This is a genomic window from Streptomyces sp. NBC_00433, assembly GCA_036015235.1.
Classification (GTDB): domain Bacteria; phylum Actinomycetota; class Actinomycetes; order Streptomycetales; family Streptomycetaceae; genus Actinacidiphila.
The window spans coordinates 1,497,439-1,519,628 of record CP107926.1 but is presented as its reverse complement, the minus strand read 5'-3'; the positions used below and the strand labels follow the sequence as shown (position 1 = coordinate 1,519,628).

The window sequence follows — 22,190 nt, the reverse complement described above, 5'->3', positions numbered from 1 at the left end:
GGGCCCGCGCAGGCCGCCAGTGGTTCGTGCCCGGTGGTCGACCAGGACCCGGCGACCGTTGAGGCGTCCAAGGCCCTGGACCTGGCCTGCAAGATGGTTCACGACCGCATCACGTACAGTTTCGGCGGCGGCTGGGGCACTCATCCCGGAGCCAGTTACGGTCACACAGACCACACCGAGTACGCCTGGAACGACGCCAATGTGAAGGGGTACGACTGCTCAGGGTTCATGCACTGGCTGTGGTACGCCGTGACCGGTGACGAGAACTATCTGACCCTGGAGGGAGGTGCGAACGGCCAGTTCCACACCGACACGAACGTGGCGATCCACTTCACTGCTGACCAGGGCCTGAGCCCGCTGCGCCCGGGCGACATGGTGTTCTGGGGCAACCCCGTGCACCACGTTGCGATGTACCTCGGCGGCGGTCTGGTGGTCCAGGAGTCGCAGTCGGGCACCCCGGCCAACGTCGCCCCCTTCGACCACAACGGCTACGTCGGCGCCATCCGCATGTACGGCTTCTCCACCCAAGGCCATCCGGCCCAGGTCGACCAGGCCGCCGCGGCCGCCGACGCGCACGTCGCCCAGGCCCAGGCCGTGCACGGCGAGGACGGCTGCGGCGCGAGTGGCCTGACCGGTTGCAGCCGGGGCTGCTCGGCCCTGTGGATGCACGACCACCCGGGCGACCCGCTGTGCACGGGCGACACCGGAGGAGGAGGCGGTGGCGGAGGCGGCAGCGGGGGAGGAGGCTCGGGCTCCGACGGGCAGTACTGGGTGACGACGTTCTCCGCGGCGCCTGGTCGCGATCATGGTGGGACGTTGAACGCGGGGACGAATTACGTGTTCTGCAAGGTGTGGGGTGCGCAGGTGGGTTCGGGTTCCGCGTACAACCACTGGTGGCTGAACACGGATATGGACACCGGGGGTCAGGACTACGTGTCGGCGTACTACCTGTCGGGTCAGGGCAACGACCAGGCCGACGACATGTACGGCGGCGCCATACCCGAGTGCTCCTCGGGCGGCAGTGGGGGAGGCGGTACCTCCGACGGCGAGTACTGGGTCGACACCTTCGCCAACGCCCCGGCCCGCGACGGCGCCGGTACCCTCTACGCGGGCACCAACTACGTGCTGTGCAAGGAGTGGGGCGCGAAGGTCGGCTCCAACTCCAGCTACAACCACTGGTGGATGTTCACCGACCTCGACACCGGCGGCCAGGGCTGGGTGTCCGCCTACTACCTGTCCCACTGGGGCAACGACGAGGCCAAGGACAACACGGGCCACGACATTCCCGCCTGCGGCTCCGACGGGCAGTACTGGGTGACGACGTTCTCCGCGGCGCCTGGTCGCGATCATGGTGGGACGTTGAACGCGGGGACGAATTACGTGTTCTGCAAGGTGTGGGGTGCGCAGGTGGGTTCGGGTTCCGCGTACAACCACTGGTGGCTGAACACGGATATGGACACCGGGGGTCAGGACTACGTGTCGGCGTACTACCTGTCGGGTCAGGGCAACGACCAGGCCGACGACATGTACGGCGGCGCCATTCCGACCTGCTGACGTTTCCGGCTGCTGGGGCCGGGGGCACGCCCCCAGGGCGCGTCCCCGGCCCACACCGGATCCCGGACTTGGGCCGCGCACGTGAACGTTGGCACCCCCTGGATGAATGAGTCCAAGGGATTGGCTGCGGACATGGCACGAGGGCGTCCAGTGTCAATGTGTGACGAAAGACCTGAACACCCTCGCAACAGCACTCCATACCCGTGTCGACGACGAGTCGTAGGCTTCGTCGTAGCTGGCGCCAGGGCGCCAGGGCGCCCGAAGGTCGGGATCGCGCCCATGCTCAGTGACGCGGAACTGCTCACGCTGGCCGTGATGTCGGCGCTGCTCGACTACACCTCCGAGCGGCGCCGGCTGCGCCGCGTGGACCGTGACTTCCGCGGCATGTTCCCCTACGTGCCCCGGCAGTCCGGCTACGGCAAACGGCTGCGCGCCGTATCGCTCCTGCTCACCAGCATGATCCGGCTCCTGGCCCGGGACACCTCGCTGTGGAGCGACGACGTACGGCTGGTCGGCTCCACACCTCCCCATCCGCCCGTGCAGCACCGCGAGGTCCCGCCCGGCCGAGGGGGCGGGCCAACCGGACCGGGAGACCAGGGCAGGGGCCGGTGCGAGCGCGTGGGTGGGGGCGGCGGCGAGCGCGGGGACGGCCCCCCGCTGCGGCTTGCCGGGCCAGTGCGGGAGTGGCCGGATGACCGAGCGCACCCGCGGTTCGGCCGTCGCGAGGCGGCTCGGCGCCGGTTGTAGAAAGTCTCGATGACCCCGTTGCCCAATTGGGTGATGGCTTCTGATCTCGGCCTTGGCGGTTGGTTGAGGGGTGGAGCCTGAGGTCGGGGGCCTGAGTCGCGAGCCCGCCTCGATCTTGGGACGGAGGGGTTGGGTGTCGATGCGGGCGGACTCGGGTCGGGAGGTGCCTGAGGAGACGCGGGCGGTGGCCTGGGCGGCGTTTCCCAAGGGGTGTCTGGCGATGCGGGTGCGGGACGCGCTCGGTCCACTGTTCGATGACGAGGTCTTCAAGTCCACGTTCGGCGTGCGTGGCCGCCCCGGTGTCGCTCCGGGCCAGCTGGCGCTGGTCAGTGTGCTGCAGTTCGCGGAGAATCTGACCGACCGCCAGGCGGCCCACGCGGTACGCGCGAGAATCGACTGGAAGTACCTGCTTGGCCTCGACCTGGCCGATCCGGGCTTCGACTTCACCGTGCTGACGGGGTTCCGCGACCGTCTCCTGGCCCACAGTCTGGAGGAGAAGATCCTGGATCTGCTGCTGGAGCGGCTCAACGAACTGGGGCTGGTGTCCGGGCGGGGCCGGCAGCGTACCGACTCCACGCACGTGCTTGCCGCGGTGAGGGACCTCAACCGCCTGGAGTTCATCGGCGAGACGCTGCGGGCCACGCTGGAGGCGGTCGCCGTCGCAGCGCCCGAGTGGCTCGCCTCCTGGATGCCCCCGGCCTGGCAGCAACAGTACGGGGCCCGGGTGGACTCCTACCGGCTGCCGAGTGGTGAAAGCGAGCGGACGCAGCTCACCTGGCGTATTGCAGCTGACGGCTACCAGTTCCTCAATGCGTCCTTCGCGGCCAGTGCCCCGGCCTGGCTGCGGCAGGTCCCGGTTGTTGGCATCCTGCGGACGGTGTGGCTCCAGCAGTTCCAGCGCACGATCACCGACGGAGTGCAAGAGGTGTCCTGGCGGGGGAAAGACGATCTCCCGCCCAGCAGAGCACGGATCACCTCGCCCTACGACCCCGACTCCCGCAACGCCGTCAAGCGCGGCTCGGCCTGGGACGGCTACAAAGTCCACTTCAGCGAGACCTGCGACGCCCGGGAGACCGGCCGACCGCATCTGATCACCCACGTGGTGACAACGGACGCCACGGTCGGCGACCCCGTGGTCGTCGACGAGATCCATGACCGCCTCGACGCCAAGGGCCTGCTGCCGGGCGAACACCTGATGGATGCCGGCTACATCTCCGCGGAGCTCCTGTTGACGGCGCCCACCCAGAGAGGTGTCCGCGTGATCGGCCCGGTCCGGCCCATGACCCGCCGCACCGTCCAGGCAACCGGCTACGACAAGGCATCCTTCACTATCGACTGGGACGCTCATCGGGCGATCTGCCCCGACGGTGCCCACAGTCGTTACTGGACCGAGGGACTCGACAACAATCAGCGACCCGCGATCCGCATCCGCTTCGCCACCGAGACCTGCGCGCCCTGCCCGTCCCGCGGGCAGTGCACCAACTCAACACGTTACGGCCGACAGCTCACCGTCCGCCCACAAGATCAAGACGCCGTCCTCGAACGCGTCCGCGCGGAGCAAACCACCGAGGAGTGGAAGGCGGTCTATGCCCTCCGCTCCGGAGTGGAGGGCACGATCCACCAGGCGGTCATGGCCGCCGGCGCTCGCCGCACCCGCTACGCAGGACTGCGAAAGACCGCCCTCGCACACGTCCTTACAGCCACCGCCGTCAACCTCATCCGCCTCGATGCCTGGTGGACCGGGCAGCCACTCGCACCTACCCGAACATCACACCTCGCCGCCCTCGACCTCGCCGCATAGACAATTGGGCAACGGGGTCTCTCGATGAAGGAGAAGACCTCGGTGCGGGCGGCTGCCCGGTCGTCGGGCCAGGTCCGGGTGCCGATCTCGGCTTTGAGAACCGCCCAGAGGCTCTCGGCTGCGGCGTTGTCGTCACACGGGCCGGTGCGTCCGGTCCGGTTCCGGGCGACCGCGTCCTTGGGCCATGTGCAGGGCATCGACGACCAGGTCGGCGCGGTGGTGGCCGGCCATCGCGCAGCCGGCGGTCTCGCGGGTGGCCGGGTCCAGCCAGCAGGCGAGGTGGAGCCGGCCCTCCTCGGTCGGCAGGCAGGTGATGTCGCCGACCAGGCGTATGCCGGGCCGGGCCGCCCTCGCCGCGGTCGATCCTGTCCTGCTTGACCCAGCTCCGCAGCCCCTCGGGGCTCACTCCCAGGTCTCGGGCCACCTCGGTGACCGTTTTGCTGGAGGATCGGGCCGGTGCGACGGCATCACGCTTGAACTCCTCCTGTCATACGACAGCGCCCGGCCGGGATCCCGGCCGGGCGCTGTCGGTCGTGGCGTCTCGCTTACGCCTTCTTCAGGGCGAAGTCGGTGACGACCACCGATCCCTTGACCACCTTCACGGTGGCCACGACCGGCTTGTAGCCCTCCTTCGCCACGATCACGGTCAGCGGGTTGTTGCGTTTGTCGAGCCACAGTTCGTAGCTGCCGTCCGCAGCCGTGGTGAGGGTGGTGTCGGCCACCCAGGAGTCGACCTCGACGGTCGCTCCGGCGAGCGGCAGACCAGTGCTCGCCGCCGTCACCTTTCCGGTGATCTTGCCCCAGCTGCTCGGCGGGGACACGGTGAGGGAGACCGGGATGTCTGCCAGCGGGTAGGGCGTGTCGCTGTTCAGCTGGAGCCGGGCGGCATAGGCGCCCGGCTGTCCGATCTCGGCCACCGAGGCGTCCAGCGTGACAGTGACCTGCGCGGTCTCGCCCGGCTGGAGCGCCAGCGACGGGGTGCTCGCGGACATCCAGGTGATGTCCGCGCCGTCCTGCTGGTTGTATCCGGACAGCAGCTCCACGGTCTGGACCGACGCTCCCTCGGCAATGCCGCCGACCGTGTAGAAGCCCGGCGCACCGGCCGCGCCCGTACGGGCCTGGCTCATCCGGGGCAGGCTGGACCATGTGGAGGTCCGGGGGTCGAAGGCGAGCGCGGAGTCCAGCACCGCGTCCTTGGACTGGCCACCGCTGATCAGCAGCAGGCCGTCAGCCGAGGTGTACGCCGAGCGCCAGACCGCATGCGGCATGTCGGGCAGCTTCGACCAGCGGTCGGTCACCGGGTCGTAGGAGTAGGCCGACGACAGGTCGTACGTCCCGCCCGGCACCGCGGGGTTCGCGGTGCCGCCGGCGCAGTAGATCCGGTTCTCGATCCCGGCGCAGGCGCCCGCCGCGACCGGCACGGGGTAGTTCGCCGCGCTCGACCAGCTGTCCGTTGACGGGTCGTAGACGCTCACTGTCGAGTTCTCACCGCAGGAGTAGTCGCTGGAGCACCCTCCGATGACGTAGAGCTTTCCGTCCAGGACGGTGCTGGCCGCGGTGGCCAGCGGCGTGGGCATGCTCGCGCCCCGCGTCCAGGTGTCGGTGGCCGGGTCGTAGACCTCCAGGGTGGGGTCCGCCTGGTGCGAGGTGCCGAATCCGCCGGTGACGTAGAGCTTGCCGCCGATGAAGCCGTGCGCCGGGTACGTGCGGGTGTCCTGGGCGCTGGCCAGGGTGGACCAGGCACCGGTTTCCGGGTCGTACCGCATCAGCTTGCGCGACGGGCCGACGCCGTTTCCGCCGAGCCCGGCGTAGAGCTTGCCCTGGTAGCTCTCCGCCAGGCCGTCGATGACCGGGCCGGGCAGGTCGGCGGCCGGCTGCCAGCCGCTGCCGGGAGTGGGCCTGGCCGCGGGTGCCGGACGCTCAGCCAGCGTCACGTGCACCGGTGCTCCCCCGGTGTTGGTGACCTGCAGGTTCTGGGACGCGGAAGCGCCCCAGCCCACCGATGCGCTGATGTCGCCGCCGGTGACGGACAGCCGGCCGGCCGCCAGTGCGAGGTCCGGGACCCGGGTCGTCCTGTCCGCGACCGCCTTCACGTTCTTGGTGGCGGACTGGTACGGCTTGCGGACGGCGGTGACCTGCTGCTTGCCCGCCTGGGAGAACAGCCAGTAGAAGCCGTCGGGGGTGGTGGCGTCCTCGGGGGTGGCCGTGGTGATCGCCGTGTCCCCCGCCGCGTCCTTGACGTCGGAGCCGGTAATGCCCTCACCGGTGTTGGCGTCGGTCACCTGACCGGTGATCAGTGCGCCCGGAAGCGGGGTCGCCTTCCAGTCTGCCACCTGCACATCGTCGATCTGCCAATACCAGGCGTCGCTGCCGGCGAAGTGGAAGCGCAGCCGCACCTTGGGCTTGCCTGCGTACGCGGTCAGGTCCAGGCGGATCGTCGCCGGTCCCGGGACGTCGGCGAAGACCGGGTCGGGCGCCCACAGGGTCGTCCAGGTCTTTCCGCCGTTGGCGGAGACGTCGACCGACGCCTCCTGAGCGAACGAACCGATGTACTGCGTGTCGAAGGACAGGTCGGGGTGGCCGTCCTGCGAGAAGTCGTACACCGGGCTGAGCAGACTGGTGTCCACGGTCGTGCCGTATCCGCTGTCGGCGATGGCGAACCCGCCCGCGCCACCGGTCTTGTTGCCGCGGTACCTGGGGTCGTTGAACTGCCAACCACCGGTGGTCCCACCGGCGTTCTGCACCGCCCAGCCGGTGGGGGCCGACGCGGTGGACTCGAAGCTCTCGAAGCTTCCGTCGTGCGTGACGGAGTAGCCGGGCGCGGCGCCGACCCGGGGGTCGGCCGCGAGGGCGAAGTCCGCTTCGACGTCGTCCGCCGCGACGGCGACCGTGCTGACAGCCGACGCGTAGCCCTGGTAGTAGCTGGTCACCCGCAGGGTGTAGGCAGCCTGCTGGGGCAGCGTCACACGGTAGGCGCCGGTCACCGGGTCCGTCCAGATCGGGGCGCCGGGCTTGCCGTCCACCGTGATCCGCGCATAGAGCGGCCACCCGTGGCCGGAGCCGTCCTTGACGGTGCCCGAGACCGTGGCGGACGGGAGCGGGGTGAGGGCGAAGTCCCGTTCCAGTACGATCTTGTCGGCGATCTTCACCCCGGCGAAGGTCTTGGTCCGGAAGCCGTAGCCGCCGACCGTGACGCTCTGCTTCCCGGCCGGCAGGGTCAGGCTGAAGGTGCCATCGGCTCCGGTGTAGGTGGTCGAACCGCCCGCGCTGACCTCGGCCAGCGCGACCGGGGTGCCCTTCTCGGCGTCAAGGACCTTGCCGTGGACCCGCCCGTAGGGGCCGTTCTTGAAGGCTGCCGGGCCGTTGGGCGTGCCCAGGCCGGTCGGACCGTCGTAGCCCGCACCGGCGTTGCACAGGTAGGCGGGCTGGCACTCGCCGTTGCTGCCGGAGGTGACGTCGTTGAGCGCGGAGCGGTTGGCCACGTACGGGTAGGAGTTGGCGTACGTGTCGGGTTCCGGCGCGCCCGCCACAGCGTAGACGCCGGCGATGATCGGGGTCGCGGCGCTGGTGCCGCCGATGATCTCCCAGCCGCTGTCGGTGATCTTCCCGTACGTCTGGAAGACCGCCGCCCCGGTCTCGGGGTCGGCGACCGCGGAGACGTCGGCCACCGTTCGCCCGGCGCAGCCCCCGTCGTTCTGGAAGTCCGGCTTGGGCTCTGACGTCGAGCAGCCGGAACCGCCGCCGTTCCAGGCGGATTCCGACCAGCCGCGGACGGTGCCCGGGTCGCGGACCAGCGACGTCCCGCCGACCGCCGTCACGTACGGCGACGCGGCCGGGAACTGCACCCCGTAGCTCTCGTCACCGGATGCTGCGACGACCGCCACGCCGGGGTGGTTGTAGGCGGCGTCCCACAGCGCGGTGTCGACCAGGGACTCGTCCAGGCCGTAGGAGTTGGAGATGAACTTGGCCCCCATGGCCACCGCCTGGTTGACGGCGGCGGCCAAGTTCTTGGGGTCTGGGTCGTCCGCCTCGATCAGCAGGATGTGCGCGTTCGGCGCGGCGGCCGACACCATGTCGAGGTCGAGTGATATCTCGCCGGCCCAGCTCTCCTCCGGCTCCGGGTAGACGGTGCCGCCCCGCTGGTCGACCTTCCGGAAGCACCCGTTGTCCGTGGTGCACGCGGGCAGCCCGTACTGCGCCCGGTAGATCGCCAGGTCCGATTCGGCCGTGGGGTCGTCGTAGGCGTCGACGATGGCCACGGTCTGGCTGGCACCGCCGTCCGCGGGCAGGTTGTACGCGCTCTGGATGTCGGTGGCGCCGAGCCCGTCCGGCTGCCCGTCCGCGGCCGCCCTGGCGCGGAAGTCCTGGGTGTCGGTACGCCGCATGGCGAAGCAGGTGGCCTGCCCGGGTTGCGGCGCGCCACAGACCCGCTCGACGGAGTCACCCGGGCTCTTTGCTTGGGTGGTCCTCTGCGGGGCGGTGCCGTGCGCCGGGGAGGCGGGAACCGCCTGCGCCTGGGGCGTGTTGACGCCGAGCAGCCCGGCGGCGGCGGCGCTGACCGCGGCAACGAGGGCGAGGACCGCCCGCGCGGGGCGGGCGGGTCTGCGTTTGGACCGGTGGAACAAGGGTGTTCTCCAAGCAGTAGTAGCTGCGACGTACAACTTTTTGCTCACCGGGAGATTGACCCCTTTCCAGTCCCCCAAGATCAAGTCCGGGAGGTTACTTCTGCGTTTCTCTTCCCGACATAAGAAGCGAAGGGAACTTGTACTGCCAGATCGGACTGGTCGTCAGATCGGTGACCGGCTCACGGGGTTGGTGCCTCGCCGTTGCTCCAGGGCAGGGTGAGGCCGGCGTTGACGGCGGCGCGGTCGAGTTCGAGGCCGTTGCGGAAGCTGTGCAGGTGGGGCAGGTTGACGCTGCGGACCGCGGCGATCCACCCGGCGAGCTTGTCGTTGTTGGCCTGGGCCGGGGTCAGGAGCGCGGCGAACTCGCCGGTGAGTCGCGCGAGTGCGGTCGTCTCGGGGCAGGCCGCGGCGAGGAGGCCGAGCAGGTCGGTGTCCTTGGTCCGCAGGTGCTCGGGGTGGGTGAGCAGGAGTCGGGCGAGCTGGCGGGGGCCACCGACCACGGAACAGAGCCAGTCGCTGAACAGACCCAGCGTCGGGGGCGGTTCGCACGCGTCCCGCAGACGATCTTTCGCGGCCGAGAGGACGGCGCCCAGGCTGTCGCCTCGGATCCGGAACCTCCCGGAGTCCGTGAGAACCGGTTTCTCGGTGTGCGATTGCGTGCGTTTGTGTGCTGTTCGCTTCGAACCCTAGCGGAGCACTTTCGCAATCCCCTATCCGTGATGCAGACCGCGTGGACCGATCCGCGCGGCAGGAGCCGCAGGGAAGGATCAGCCCGTGGAATCATCTCATCCCGCCCTACCCCGCAGCGTGCTGTTCGCGCTGTGCCGGATCGTCGCCGTGTTCGCGCTGGCCGCGGGAACGCTGACGACGCTGGGGTCCAATCAGGCGCATGCGTCCACCAACCAGTTCAGGGGCGTGAACTGGGCTGACCAGAGGGACAACTTCGTCAACGGCGTGCTGTACGTCTCCGGGCTGAGCGCCTCGGACACGTACGCCTCGGCATCGGCCACCGCCGGCCAGGTCATCGGCCAGATGGACTCGATCACCGGCGCCAACACCGTACGCATGCCGATCAACGAGCCCACCGTGGGCAGCTACTGGTCGACCTACACCGGCGCGATCGACACCGCCCTGACCAAAGGCAAGGTCATCCTGGCCTACTGGGCCTACGCCGGCGGCAAACCCCCCAACACCAACAGCTTCAACCAGATGTGGGACACCGTCGTGGCCAAGTACGGCGCCAACCCCAACGCCTACTTCGAAGTGATCAACGAACCCTACGGCTACGGCACCGGCGACCTGGACAACTTCTACAACTCCTGGCTGAGCCGCTACTCCAGCGTGCCACGCTCCCGGGTCATCCTGGACGGCGCGGGCGACGCCCAGAACGTCCCGGCCGTCGGCAACGACAGCCGCCTGAACGGCACCATGCTCGCCGTCCACGACTACTCCTTCTTCGCCGGCTACACAAACGAGACCGACTGGGCCAACCACATCGCCAGCTACATCGGCGGCTACGCCGACCGCACCATCGCCACCGAATGGGGCGGCCCCATGAGTCCGGGCAGCAAGAACGGCGTCCACTACGACACCATCGACTACAGCATCCCCAGCAACACCCTCTTCCCCGCCTACGTCCGCGGCGTCAGCAGCGAACTGCGCACCCTGGGCATGGGCAGCGTCTACTGGCCCGGACTGCGCGACGGCGACTGGTACAGCATGACCACCCGCACCGGCACCGGCTCGGCCACCAAACTCACCCTGACCAACCCCTCCGGCCTGACCCGCCTGCAATACGCCTGGGGCCAAGGCGACGGCGGCGGCACCACTGGCGGTACGACGGGTGGGACCACCGGGGGCACCGGTGGGACGGGGACGGGGCCGATCAAGGGTTCCGGTTCCGGTCGCTGCATCGACATCAACAACTCCTCGACCGCCAACGGCACCCAGGCCCAGCTGTGGGACTGCAACAGCGGCTCGAGCCAGCGCTGGACGTCCACCGCGAGCAAGCAGCTCATGGTCTACGGCAACAAGTGCCTGGACGCCTCCGGTAAGGGAACCGCCAACGGCACCGCCGCGGTGATCTGGGACTGCAACGGCCAGACCAACCAGCAGTGGAACATCAACTCCAACGGCACCATCACCGGAGTCCAGTCCGGCCTGTGCCTGGACGCCTACGGCCAGGGAACCGCCAACGGCACGAAGATCCAGCTCTGGAGCTGCACCGGCGGCAGCAACCAGCAGTGGAGCATGACCGGCTGAACCCGGCTACGGGGCAGGGCCGCCATCACGCGCCCTGCCCCGACTCCGCCGCCTTCGGCGTTGGAGGCACGAGCCACTGCGAATCCAGGATGCCTGTCCCGTGCCGGGGCAGGCATCCTGCGTCGGGCGGCCCGACGGATGCACCGTGGCCCGGCGGCCACGGCGGCCGCGGGGCACGGTCCGCGCCCGGCCGACGGCGCACGCTCCTCGTGGCGTCGGACCGGGCCGCTGCGGCAGCACCCTCGAACTTCGACGTCCAGCCGAAAAGATCAACGCCATGTCCAGGCCCCAGTCCGTGGACCGCGGACGGCGACATGGCCGGTGCCATCCTCGCCACTCGCGAGGGCAGCGGCATGGACCTGATGCTGGGCGTCAAAACGGTGATCGTCGGGGCTGACCGGAGGTGACGGGTCATGCCGACGCCACGAGTTCGTGACGAGCCATTGACAGGGACTTTGGTCAGAGGCAGTCTCTGTGCAAGCAAGTGGCTAAACGATTAGCCAACCTGGTTTTCACCATTTTGGGTAGGTCATGGCGCGACGGATCGGGATCAAGGACGTAGCTGCCGCAGCCGGCGTGTCGGTGGCGACGGTGTCGAACATCCTGAACCGCGTGGAGGGCAAGCGAGCCAGTCAGGAGACCCGCGAGCGTGTCCTGCGGGTGGCCGAGGAACTGGGGTACGCCCCGAATGGTCTGGCCCGGGGGCTGCGGACCCAGCGGTCACACACCATAGGCTTCATCAGCGACGAGATCGCCACTACCCCGAACGCGAGCCGGATGGTTCTCGGCGCTCAGGAGACCGCAGCGGCCCATGGAGTGGTCCTCCTTCTGGTGAATACCGGCGGCGACGAGCAGTTGGAGCGTCGCAGCATCGAGATGCTGCTTCAGCGCCAGGTCGACGGGGTGCTGTACGCCACCATGTACCACCAGGTCGTACGCCTTCCCGAGAGCCTGCGCTCCACGCCTTCGGTACTCCTGGACGCCAGCTGCGACGATCCCGCGGTCGGTTTCGTCGTGCCGGACGAGGTGCAGGGCGGATACACAGCGGTGCGCGAACTGATCGATCACGGGCACCGCCGGATCGGCATGACCACGGGAACCGCGGACATCCCTGCTCTTCACGGTCGCATCGCGGGCTATCGCAAGGCGCTGGCCGAGGCCGGTGCCCCCTACGATCCCGCCCTGATCGCCTCCGAGGAAGTGGCGCACCTGGGTTCGGTAGCCGACGACGTGGCTGCCGGATACCGGGCCGCGCGACGGCTGCTGACAACCGGGCAGCGCCCGACGGCACTGTTCTGTTTCAACGACCGCATGGCGGCCGGCGCCTACCGGGCCGCCGCCGAACTGGGGCTTTCCATTCCCGGGGATCTGTCGGTGATCGGGTTCGACAACCAGGAGCTGGTCGCTGAGGCGCTTTACCCGGCGCTGAGCACTGTCCAGCTCCCCCACTACGAGATGGGGGAACGAGCGGTCACCCAGCTGCTCGCGCTCACCGGAACGGCGGGCGGCCCACCAGGCCCCGTCACGCAAGAGATGCTGCATTGCCCGCTGGTGGGGCGGGCATCGGTCACTTCGCCGCCCCGGTCTTGACCCCGGGACGGCGAAGCACTTCACACGATGACAGGCGACCGCTGCGATCGGTCGTCACTCCTGTCTGTACTTCGAACACAGTGAGGGTACACAACCATGTCCTCTGAACTCTTCCGGTCGTCGATGAACCGTCGTGGCCTGCTGAGAGCCGGAGCCGCGACCGCCGCTGTGGCGGGCGTCGGCGGTCTGGCTTCCGCATGCTCTTCCGGGTCTTCCAGCTCCTCCGGATCGAAGGTACTGAAGGTCTCGGTGTTCGCGGACCAGTCGTCCGCGGACAAGCTGAGCAAGGCGGCCGCGACGTTCGAGGCGGCGCACCCGGGCGTGAAGGTGAAGTTCACCGGCACCTCGGGCACCGACTGGAACGACTTCTTCAGCAAGCTGCTCACCCAGATTGCCGCCGGCAACGCCCCCGACATCGCCTCGGTCGCGACCGAGGGCCTCCAGCTCTTCGCGGCCAAGGGACTGGCGGAGCCGCTGGACGACTACGTCAAGCGGGACGCCTCCGAGCTCAAGTCGTACTTCGCCGACGTCCACCCGGCTCTGGTCGAGGCGATGATGTACCAGGGCCACCTGTACGAACTGCCGACGGACTTCAACGCGGGCAACATGTTCTACAGCACGTCCCTGCTCGAAAGCGCCGGCGTCGGCCAGCCTGCCGCCGACTGGAACAAGGACGACTTCTACAACATCGCCAAGAAGGTTTCCGCCGGGGGCGGCAACACGGTGGGTTACGACTGGGTCGTCCGGCTCTGGGGCAGTTGGACGTCCTGGATGTACGCCAACGGCGGCAACCTTCTCACGGAGGGCAAGTGGGACGGCGGCGACTGGCTGTGGAACACCTTCTACCCGAACGACCCCGCCGCGGCCCACCGCAAGGGCGGCTGGCGCTGGGGTGACCCCACTGCCAACTCCGCTCCAGTCATCGAGTCCCTTGACTACATGATCCAGCTGCAAAAGGAAGGCCTGTCGCCCAAGCCCGACATCGGCGGCGGCAACACTCTCCAGGGGCTGTTCGCCAGCAACAAGATCGGCACGGCCATCGGCGGCGGATTCTGGGCGGGCGGACTCCACAACGCCGGCATGGCGTCGGGCTCCTTCGACGTCCAGTACTTCCCCAAGTGGAGGACTCAGCGACACCTGTTCGGGGCGGGTGGTTACGGCATCTTCAAGTCCTCCAAGAACAAGGACCTCGCCTGGGAGTTCGTGAAGACCCTGGTGTCCGCGAAGAACCTCGACCTGCTGTTCCCCGGCAACGTCACCACGTTCCCGCGCAAGTCGATGATGACGGCCGAGAGGTATGCCGCCAACGGGCCGAAGAACTGGCACGTCTTCCACGACACGCTCACCCAGTTCGACAACACCGCCCCGATCCCTGCCCCGCCGTACTACAACGCGATGGCGATCGCGCTGAACAAGCGCACCACGCAGGCCATGTCGTCGGGCAACGCCAAATCGGCCCTCGACGGTCTCCAGCGCGATCTCGAAACCGCCGCGAAGACGGGATGACGCCCGATGTCGAACCCTGTCCGAATCGTCAGCCGTGCCTCCGCCCCGCCGGGCGAGCAGCCCAGCAGCCCCATGCGGCCGCTGGCAGACGCCGACATCCTGCGGCGACGTTCGCAAAACCGCCGTGCGCGCCGCGAAACCTTCTTCGGCTACGTCATGGTGGCGCCGGCCCTGGTCGTGGTCGTCGTCTTCACCATCGCCCCGATCCTCGCCTCGTTCGTCCTGGGCCTGTTCAAGTGGGACGCCATCTCCAGCCCTCAGTTCGTGGGGCTGGACAATTTCGACGCGCTCGTGCATGACAAGGCGGTCACCCACTCGCTGCTGGTGACCTCGGGCCTCGCCGTGATGATCGTCGTCCTCCAGGTCGCCCTCGGCCTGGGCCTGGCACTGCTCGTCGCGCAGCGGGCGTCGAAGATCGTGCAGAACCTCTTCCGCGCTGCGTACTTCCTGCCCATGCTGGCCTCGGCGGCGTCCATATCCATCGTGATGTCGTACATGTTCAACGATCAGTTCGGCGTCATCAACTACTACCTGGACCTGCTGCATCTGCCACAGGTGTCATGGCTGAGCTCCACAGGAGGAGCAACCGCCACCATCGTGCTGGTCGCGGTATGGCAGCAACTGGGCTTCACGTTCATCCTGTTCGTCGCCGCCCTCGGCTCGCTACCAGTCGACGTGCTGGAGGCCGCCCAGATGGACGGTGCCACTTCCGCCCGCATGTTCTGGCGGATCAAGCTGCCCCTGATCAGCCCGACCCTGCTGTTCGCCTCCACCGTGGGCCTGATCAACACGATGCAGCTGTTCGACCAGCCGTATGTGATGACCAAGGGCGGCCCAGGCGACTCGACGTACACCACGGTGCTGCTCGTCTACCAGACCGCCTTCCAAAACCTCCAGTTCGGCTACGCCTCCGCGATCTCCGTGGTGCTGTTCGTCGTCCTGCTGGTCATCACAGCCGTGCAGTTCACGGTGAGCCGAAAGTGGGTGTTCTACTCGTGACCGCCATCCTCGGCAAGCAGATATCGCCGACTGCCCGTACGTCCCGCCCCCGTCACCGTCCCAAGGTCGGACGTCTGCTGTCGATCACCGTGCTGACCGTGACAGCCCTCCTGGTGGTGGCCCCGCTCGTGTGGGCCGTGGCCACCTCGCTGCGCACACCGGCTACGTCCTTCGACCAACCGCCGCAATGGATCCCCACCCACCCGATCTGGTCGAACTTCAAGGCGGTCTTCGACCAGGTGCCGCTGACGTCGTTCTTCCTCAACAGCGTCGTCGTCACCGGACTCATCGTGGTCGGCCAGCTCATCACCTCCACGATGAGCGGCTATGCCTTCGCCATGGTCCGCTTCCGCGGCAACAAAGCCCTGTTCGGCATCATCCTGGCCACCATGATGGTCCCCATCCAGACCACCATCATCCCCGTCTTCCTGATCATCAAATACCTTGGCCTGACCGACAGCCGCATGGCACTGATCCTGCCTGTCATCGGAGGTGCCTTCGGCACCTTCCTGATGCGACAGTACTTTCTGCAGATGCCCCGTGAGCTCGGCGAGGCCGCACGGGTCGACGGCGCCTCGCACTTCCAGGTCTTCGCCCGCATCTACGTCCCCATGGCGCGCGCCCCGATGGCGACCCTGGCGGTCCTCACCTTCTCCGCCTACTGGAACGAGTTCTTCCGCCCGCTGATCTTCCTGCAGTCCACCGACAACTTCACCATGCCGCTGGGCCTGGTGACCCTGCAGGGAACCCTGGGCACCGGCAGCATCTCCATCGTGCTGGCCGGCGTGATCATCGCGCTCATCCCCAGCCTGCTCATCTTCCTCGCCGCCCAGCGGTACTTCGTCGAGGGAATCGTGGCCGGCTCCTTCCGCTGAGCCGCCCCGTCCTCGCGCTCGCCCACATCTCGAAAGGCACGCGTGTGTCCAACGCGCCCTTTGACCGGCATCGGCCTGTCGCGCACCTGCGACCGCCCCGAAACTGGATCAACGACCCCAACGGCCTGGTTCACCACGACGGCCAGTACCACGTCTGCTACCAGTACAACCCGTACGGAACCGATCACGCGAACATGCACTGGGGCCACTTCCGCAGCGCCGACCTGCTGAACTGGCAGACGCTGCCCCTCGCCCTCACCCCCACTCCCGGCGGTGAGGACGCCGACGGCTGCTACTCCGGCAACGCCGTATCCGACGGCGACAGGATCGTCGCCTTCTACTCCGCCTACCGTCGCGACCGCCGACACCAGCCGGTCACAACCGCCACCTCCCACGACGGGGGCCTGACCTTCCGACCACGCGGCGACCTTCTCATACCGGAACCGCCCGACGGCACCACCATGTACCGCGACCCCTATGTATGGCGGCACGGCGGCGGCTGGCGGATGCTGGTAGGCGCCGCCCTCGCCGACGGCCGCGCCGCTGTCCTGCTCTACGACTCTCCCGATCTGGAGGACTGGACCTACCTGGGCCCCTTCCACGCCGGCGCTCCGCAGCCCGTCGGTGACGCCGGAGCAGTCACCGGCGACGGCTGGGAGTGCCCCCAGTACCTCCCGGCAGCCGACGGCTTGGGGCGGGGCATCCTCATCCTCAGCGCCTGGAGCCCCGAGGACGGACCTGGCGGCGTCCTGGCGCTGCCCGGCGAGGACCGCAACGACGTTTTCGAGGCCGAGCCACCCCAACTCCTCGACCACGGACCCGACTTCTACGCCCCTGCCGTGATGCGTGCGCCTGGCGGCAGATGGCTGCTGTGGGGCTGGGCCTGGGAAGCCCGCGACCGGGTGTGGACCCGAACCGACGGCTGGGCCGGGACCCTCACGGTTCCCCGCGAGATCAAGCTCACCGGGGGCAGCCGGGTGCACCAGCAACCCGCCGCCGAACTGACCGCCCTCCGCGGGGAACGTGTGGTCCACGCGGCGGGATCGGCCGTAGGCGACAACCTGGTGGAACTGGGCGAACCGGGCCGCAGTTTCGACCTCACGGCACGCCTGGATCCCTCCGGCGGAGCCGGCCTGCGCCTGGTCACCTCCGCGGACGGCTCCGAGTACCTCGACATCCGCCTCGACCCGTTCGCGGGCTTGTTGGTGGTGGATCGCGAGAATGCCTCACTCGACCCGAAAGCGAACCGCGGCACATTTTCGATGCCGTACCCCGTCGGCGAGCCTGTCGACCTGCGGCTGATCGTCGACCACTCCGTCGCCGAGATATTCCTGTCCACCGGGCAGGCACTCACCTTGCGCTTCTACCCGGTCGGCGACGGCCCCTGGCGCCTGCAGGCGCGGGCCGCTTCGGACGCGCAGCTCCGCTACTCAGTGGACGCGTGGCAGATTCGGCCGCTCACCATCAAGGAGCCCGCCGCCGAGGCAGCAACCTGGGAAGGTTCTCTGGCCTGAACGCGCCTGTCCGGCCAGGCAAGGGGTAGGCCGACCTCGCCTGGCCGGGCGGACAGGCCCCCGGCCGAGCCGCCATCGCGCTCGGCCACCTGGACGACACCGCCGGCAGCCACGCCAGAGGTCCTGGCCACTTGGGATCCGCCGGGCACTGACCGCCCCGCTCCGCACTGGCTCGTTCGCGGACGTCGTGGCAACGTGCGTCATCCGCGCCGCGAGCGCAGCCGAAGTCCGGGCCGTGCGTCACGCGTCGTGCTCAGGCCGAAAACCCGTACCCGGGGCAACGGGGACAGCGAAACGGCGTGCATGACCCTTCCCCGGCTGTGGCGCTGCGCTGGTGCGCTGAGGTCGCTGACGATTGCCAGGGCGCGCTGCGGAATCTCGACGGCAATGTCGCCGAGCGCCGTCCTGAGGGCCGTCCGGGAAGCCGCCTCGACGATGGTCCGGCTCAGCGGGGAGGCAGTTCGCCGGAACCGCGCAGGACAAGTCGGGTAGGGACGACCTCGGCCCGAGGGCGAGTGCGGTCGCCGTCGAGACGGGCGAGCACCGTCCGTGCCGCGGCGGCGCCCAGGGCGGCGGGGTCCTGGGCGATGACCGTCAGGGGCGGTTCGAGGATCTCGGCAAGCGGGAGGTCGTCGAAGGCAACGAGGGCGATGTCCTTGCGGCGTCGCCTGGCCAGGGCCGTCACCGCGCCCATGGCCGTGAAGTTGTTCCCGGCGAGCAGCGCCGTGGGCGGCTCGGCGAGGTCCAGAAGGCGTTCGGTAGCGGCGGCCGAAGCGTCCTGGTCGTGGCCGCTGACGACGAGGTGCCTGTCGTAGGGGACGCCGGCACCGGCCAGAGCGGCACGGTAGCCGGCCAGGCGCTCGCGGCGGGTGTAGAGGCCCGCCGGGAGGTCTCCGATGAATCCGATCCGCCGGTGCCCGACCGCCAGCAGGTGCGCCGTGCCTTCCTGGGCGCCGGCCCGGTTGGAACTCACTACTCTGTCGCTGGCCGGCCCGCTGCCGGGCCGGTCCAGGAAGACCACGGGCGGTCCGGAGGAGGTCCCGCCGAGGTAGTCGTGATGCGCGCCGACCGAGGGAACGACGACGAGTGCGCTGACCCGGCGGCTGAGGAAGGTCTCGATGAGGGCGCGTTCCTGGGCCGGGTCCTCGGCCGATGAGCCCATGAGCAGTGTCAGGCCCCGCTCGCGGACCGCGTCCTCGATCCCCCCGGCCACCGTGCCGAAGAAGGGGTTGCCCATGTCCGGGACGACCAGGCCGATGGTGCTGTCCGGACTGCCCCGCCGAATATTGCGGGCCATGAGGTTGGGCTGGAAGCCGAGCCGGGCGACCACTTCCATGACCTTCTCGCGGGTCTTGGCCGAAGTCGGGCCGTCACCGTTGAGAACCCGGGAGACCGTCTTGGCGCTGACGCCGACCTCATGGGCCACATCGCTGAGCGTCGGCCGCCGATCCCCGCTCATATGCCACCGTTCTCCGCTGTTGCCCCTGTCCGGCCGGCCCTGGTCACCGGCCGACGGGGCATCTTATAGGTCACGTGGTGGGCAGCCCGGCGGCCCTGGCCGCATCCGCGTCGGCGACGGTGGTTCTCCTGCCGTCGCTTCCCACCGTCAGCGCCCCGGTCATGATCGCCACGACCTCGGCCATCGAGTAGTCGGACGGCTTGATGAGCGCTTCCCGCTTCCCCATGCGATGGACGTGGATACGGTCGGCGATCTCGAAGACGTGCGGCATGTTGTGGCTGATGAGGACGACCGGCAGGCCCTTGTCCTTCACGCGGCGTATCAGGTCGAGCACCTGGCCGGACTCCTTGACGCCCAGGGCCGCGGTCGGTTCGTCCATGACGACGACGCTACTGGCCCAGGCGACCGCGCGGGCCACGGCAACCGCCTGGCGCTGTCCGCCAGACAGGGTTTCGACAGTCTGGGTCAGCGACCGCAGGCCGATCTTGAGCTCGGCCATGTGGGCGGCGGCCTCCTGGCGCATCCGCTTCTTGTCCAGCATGCGTAGCGCGCTGCCGAACAGGCCGGGCCGACGCAGTTCCCTGCCGAGGAACATGTTGGAGGCGATATCCATGGACGCAGCGACGGCAAGGTCCTGGTAGACGGTCTCGATGCCGTGCTCCCTGGCCTGCTGGGGGCCACTGAAGCGGATGACCTCTCCGTTCAGCCGGATCTCGCCGCTGTCCGGAACGAGGGCGCCGGTGAGAGCCTTGATCAGGCTGGACTTTCCGGCACCGTTGTCGCCGATGACGGCGAGCACCTCGCCGGGCATCAAGTCGAAGTCGGCGCCGTCGATGGCGGTGACGTGACCGTAGCGCTTGACCACCCCGCGGGCCTGGAGCACAGGGGTGGGACGGGTCGGCTTCGCCACGGGCGTCGAGGACGTGCCGTGCGCGTCGGGGGGTGTGGGGGTCTTCGGCGTCATCAGCGGATCCTCTTTCGGGAGAGCTGGTCGACGGTCACCGCGAGGATGACGAGAATGCCGGTGATCAGCGTCTGGTAGATGGAGGCGACACCCATCAGCTGCAGGCCGTTGCGGAATACACCGACGATGAGCGCGCCGATCAGGGAGCCCAGGACAGTACCGCGGCCGCCGAAGAGGCTGGTGCCGCCGAGGACGACCGCGGTGATGCTGTCGAGATTCTCGGTCTGCCCGGCCTGGGGGTCGCCGACGCCGGTGCGGGAGACCAGCAGCAGTGCGGCGATGCCGTAGACCAGGCCGGCCACGGCGTAGACACCGATGGTCAGCCGGCCGGTACGGACGCCGTTGAGCCGGGCGGCCTCGGGGCTGTTGCCGAGCGCGTAGACGTGCTGTCCCCAGGAGGTGTTGCCCAGCGCGTAGGCGAAGGCGAGGAAGAGCGCGATGGTCAGCACCGAGCCGTAGGTGACGTCGGTGTGCCCCAGGGGAAAGGTCTCGCCGAGAAAAGTCAGCGTCCGCGGCAGCCCGGTGATGGTCTGCTCGTTGGAGTAGACGTGCGTCAGGGCAAAGGCGATGTTCAGCATGCCGAGCGTGACGATGAACGGCGGCAGCGGCACCAGGCGCACCAGCAGGCCGTTGACCAGACCGAACCCGGCGCACACGCCCAGGCCCAGTGCGATCGCCACCAGCGGCGGGACGCTGCCCTCCGCCGCGGTCTTGGCGATCATGATGGAGCCGAACGCCATCACCGCCCCGCAGGACAGGTCGATTCCGGCTGTCAGGATGATCAGGGTCTGGCCGATGGCAAGAGCGCCTACCACCATGACCTGCTGGATGATCAGGGAGAAGTTGCCGCCTGACAGGAATTGGTCGGTCGTCAACGAGAAGAACGTACAGGCCAGAGCGAGGGCGGCCAATGGGCCGGCTGTGGGCGCGGCGGTCAGCCGGCGCAGCCGGGTCGGCTCCTTCAATGTGGAGTAAGGGGGGGCTGCGGTGGTCATGGGGGTCCTTGCGGTGTGAGAGTCGAAAGCGGCCCGGCCCTGGTCAGGGCGTCACCGGCCGGGCCGCCGTTCTGTGGCTGCGGGAGAGGGCCGCCCGATCGCGGGGGCCGCCGCGCGCAGGTCAGGCATCATCCCCAGCAGTTGGCCAGGCCGTAGGCGGTGTCCTTGGCGTCGACGCCGGTCTGTGGCTTGTCCGTGATCAGCGTGACCCCGGTGTCGGTGTAACCGGCGGCCTTGGCACCGCCCTTGGCGTAGTCGGCGACCGCCTTGATGCCGTCCTCGGCCATCGTCAGCGGGTACTGCTGGGAGGTGGCGGCGATCTTGCCGTCCTTGACCGCCTGCGTTCCGGTGCAGCCGCCGTCGACCGAGACGATCAGCACGTCCTTCTCGCGGCCCTTCGCCTTCAGCGCGGTGTACGCGCCCAGCGCCGCGGGCTCGTTGATGGTGTAGACGACGTTGAGGTCGGAGGCCTTCTGCAGGCAGTTCTCCATCGCGGTCTGGCCCTTGGCCTGGTCGCCGCCGGTGTCCTGGGAACAGACGATCGACTTGTCGCCGGCGCTGATACCGAAGCCCTTGAGGAAGCCGTCGTGCCGCTGCTGCCCGACCGCGACGCCCGGCGCCAGGTCCAGCGTGGCGATCTTCGCCCGCTTGCCGGCCATCGCGGCCTTGGCGTAGGCGCCGATCAGTTCGCCGGCCTTGAGATTGTCGGTGGCGAACAGGGCGTCGGTGGCGGACTGGGGGTCGGTGGGACTGTCCAGAGCGATGACCACGACGCCCTTGGCGCGGGCCTTGGCGATCGCGGGCACGATGGCCTTGGAGTCGCTCGGGGTGATCAGGATGCCCTTGACACCGGCAGCGGTCATGTTCTCGATCGCGGTGATCTGACTGGCGTTGTCGCCGTCGAACTTGCCGGCGGCCGTCACCAGGTCGACGTTGTTGGCCGTGGCGGCCTTCTGCGCGCCGTCCTTCATCTTCACGAAGAAGGGATTGGTGTCGGTCTTTGTGATCAGACCGACCTTGATCTTGTCGTTCGAGCCGGACCCTGCGGCGGACGACGATCCCTTGGACCCCGATCCGCAGGCGGTCAGCACGAGCGCCGCGACCGTGAGCCCGACGGCGGCTCTGACGGCGGTGGGGGCGGCGGCGCGGGTGAGACGGGACATGGTCAGCTCCTCAGCAGTACGGAAGTGCGGCGCCGGCGGCGGTCGCAAAATGTCATCGTTGACACTGTCATCGTTGACATTGGCCTGCTGAGGATGATGGGCTCCGCATCGTCGAAACGTCAATGCCCCTCGGCCA

13 protein-coding genes and 6 pseudogenes are annotated in these 22,190 nt (G+C 68.7%); 12 read left to right on the top strand and 7 right to left on the bottom strand.

The window, feature by feature from the left end; all coding sequences use genetic code 11:
• The first annotated feature begins 93 nt into the window (after positions 1-93).
• From OG900_05870 to OG900_05845, 6 genes and pseudogenes are all read left to right on the top strand, one after another.
• Positions 94-441: pseudogene (locus tag OG900_05870) on the top strand (C40 family peptidase).
• 369 nt (positions 442-810) lie between these two features.
• A pseudogene (locus OG900_05865) lies at positions 811-981 on the top strand (M23 family peptidase).
• A 39-nt stretch (positions 982-1,020) separates the two neighbouring features.
• Positions 1,021-1,293 (top strand): annotated as a pseudogene (locus OG900_05860) (M23 family peptidase).
• Between the two features lie 60 nt (positions 1,294-1,353).
• Positions 1,354-1,554, top strand: a pseudogene (locus tag OG900_05855) (M23 family peptidase).
• A 279-nt stretch (positions 1,555-1,833) separates the two neighbouring features.
• The gene (locus OG900_05850; GenBank protein ID WUH89717.1) at positions 1,834-2,301 is read left to right on the top strand and encodes a hypothetical protein; all 468 of its coding nucleotides are present in this window, start codon (positions 1,834-1,836) and stop codon (positions 2,299-2,301) included.
• Positions 2,302-2,464: 163 nt separating this feature from the next.
• Positions 2,465-4,102 (top strand): IS1182 family transposase, encoded by a 1,638-nt coding sequence (locus OG900_05845; protein ID WUH89716.1) that lies wholly within the window; start codon positions 2,465-2,467, stop codon positions 4,100-4,102.
• Here OG900_05845 and OG900_05840 read toward each other — a convergent pair.
• From OG900_05840 to OG900_05830, 3 genes and pseudogenes are all read right to left on the bottom strand, one after another.
• A pseudogene (locus OG900_05840) lies at positions 4,059-4,574 on the bottom strand (transposase). The gene OG900_05845 and the pseudogene OG900_05840 sit on opposite strands and share 44 nt — an antisense overlap.
• A gap of 73 nt (positions 4,575-4,647) precedes the next feature.
• A complete protein-coding gene (locus OG900_05835) occupies positions 4,648-8,727 on the bottom strand; it encodes a carboxypeptidase regulatory-like domain-containing protein (GenBank protein WUH89715.1) in 4,080 nt (1,359 codons plus the stop codon).
• A gap of 197 nt (positions 8,728-8,924) precedes the next feature.
• Positions 8,925-9,200 (bottom strand): annotated as a pseudogene (locus tag OG900_05830) (ISL3 family transposase).
• 301 nt (positions 9,201-9,501) lie between these two features.
• Here OG900_05830 and OG900_05825 point away from each other — a divergent pair.
• The 6 genes from OG900_05825 (at position 9,502) to OG900_05800 (ending at position 17,473) form a co-directional block, all read left to right on the top strand.
• On the top strand, positions 9,502-10,989 hold the full coding sequence (locus OG900_05825) for a ricin-type beta-trefoil lectin domain protein (GenBank protein WUH89714.1): 1,488 nt from the start codon (positions 9,502-9,504) through the stop codon (positions 10,987-10,989).
• Between the two features lie 531 nt (positions 10,990-11,520).
• Positions 11,521-12,579, top strand: a complete 1,059-nt coding sequence (locus OG900_05820) for a LacI family DNA-binding transcriptional regulator (protein ID WUH89713.1) — start codon at positions 11,521-11,523, stop codon at positions 12,577-12,579.
• A 249-nt stretch (positions 12,580-12,828) separates the two neighbouring features.
• A complete protein-coding gene (locus OG900_05815; GenBank protein WUH89712.1) occupies positions 12,829-14,085 on the top strand; it encodes a sugar ABC transporter substrate-binding protein in 1,257 nt (418 codons plus the stop codon).
• Positions 14,086-14,091: 6 nt separating this feature from the next.
• Positions 14,092-15,084, top strand: coding sequence for a sugar ABC transporter permease (locus tag OG900_05810; protein ID WUH89711.1), 993 nt, complete (start codon positions 14,092-14,094; stop codon positions 15,082-15,084).
• Positions 15,081-15,959, top strand: a complete 879-nt coding sequence (locus OG900_05805; protein WUH89710.1) for a carbohydrate ABC transporter permease — start codon at positions 15,081-15,083, stop codon at positions 15,957-15,959. Before OG900_05810 ends, OG900_05805 begins: the two co-directional genes overlap by 4 nt.
• A gap of 44 nt (positions 15,960-16,003) precedes the next feature.
• Positions 16,004-17,473: a glycoside hydrolase family 32 protein gene (locus tag OG900_05800; protein ID WUH89709.1), complete on the top strand. Its 1,470-nt coding sequence runs from the start codon at positions 16,004-16,006 to the stop codon at positions 17,471-17,473.
• A gap of 445 nt (positions 17,474-17,918) precedes the next feature.
• Here the strand turns inward: OG900_05800 and OG900_05795 are convergent, their stop codons facing one another.
• The 4 genes from OG900_05795 to OG900_05780 all read right to left on the bottom strand — a co-directional run bounded on the left by OG900_05795 (position 17,919) and on the right by OG900_05780 (position 22,054).
• Positions 17,919-18,932, bottom strand: coding sequence for a LacI family transcriptional regulator (locus OG900_05795; protein WUH89708.1), 1,014 nt, complete (start codon positions 18,930-18,932; stop codon positions 17,919-17,921).
• A 70-nt stretch (positions 18,933-19,002) separates the two neighbouring features.
• Positions 19,003-19,896 carry an ATP-binding cassette domain-containing protein gene (locus tag OG900_05790; GenBank protein ID WUH89707.1) on the bottom strand — a complete coding sequence of 298 codons (894 nt, stop codon included), beginning with the start codon at positions 19,894-19,896 and terminating at the stop codon, positions 19,003-19,005.
• Complete coding sequence (locus OG900_05785; GenBank protein ID WUH89706.1) at positions 19,896-20,891, bottom strand: ABC transporter permease; 996 nt, start codon at positions 20,889-20,891, stop codon at positions 19,896-19,898. Before OG900_05785 ends, OG900_05790 begins: the two co-directional genes overlap by 1 nt.
• 128 nt (positions 20,892-21,019) lie before the next feature.
• A complete protein-coding gene (locus OG900_05780) occupies positions 21,020-22,054 on the bottom strand; it encodes a substrate-binding domain-containing protein (protein WUH89705.1) in 1,035 nt (344 codons plus the stop codon).
• Positions 22,055-22,190 lie beyond the last annotated feature (136 nt).

Bases quoted from the DNA above. Each gene is read 5' to 3' on its own strand.
- OG900_05850 (WUH89717.1), top strand. From the start codon at position 1,834: ATGCTCAGTGACGCGGAACTGCTCACGCTGGCCGTGATGTCGGCGCTG.
- OG900_05820 (WUH89713.1), top strand. From the start codon at position 11,521: ATGGCGCGACGGATCGGGATCAAGGACGTAGCTGCCGCAGCCGGCGTG.
- OG900_05810 (WUH89711.1), top strand. From the start codon at position 14,092: ATGTCGAACCCTGTCCGAATCGTCAGCCGTGCCTCCGCCCCGCCGGGC.
- OG900_05795 (WUH89708.1), bottom strand. From the start codon at position 18,932: ATGAGCGGGGATCGGCGGCCGACGCTCAGCGATGTGGCCCATGAGGTC.
- OG900_05790 (WUH89707.1), bottom strand. From the start codon at position 19,896: ATGACGCCGAAGACCCCCACACCCCCCGACGCGCACGGCACGTCCTCG.
- OG900_05785 (WUH89706.1), bottom strand. From the start codon at position 20,891: ATGACCACCGCAGCCCCCCCTTACTCCACATTGAAGGAGCCGACCCGG.
- OG900_05780 (WUH89705.1), bottom strand. From the start codon at position 22,054: ATGTCCCGTCTCACCCGCGCCGCCGCCCCCACCGCCGTCAGAGCCGCC.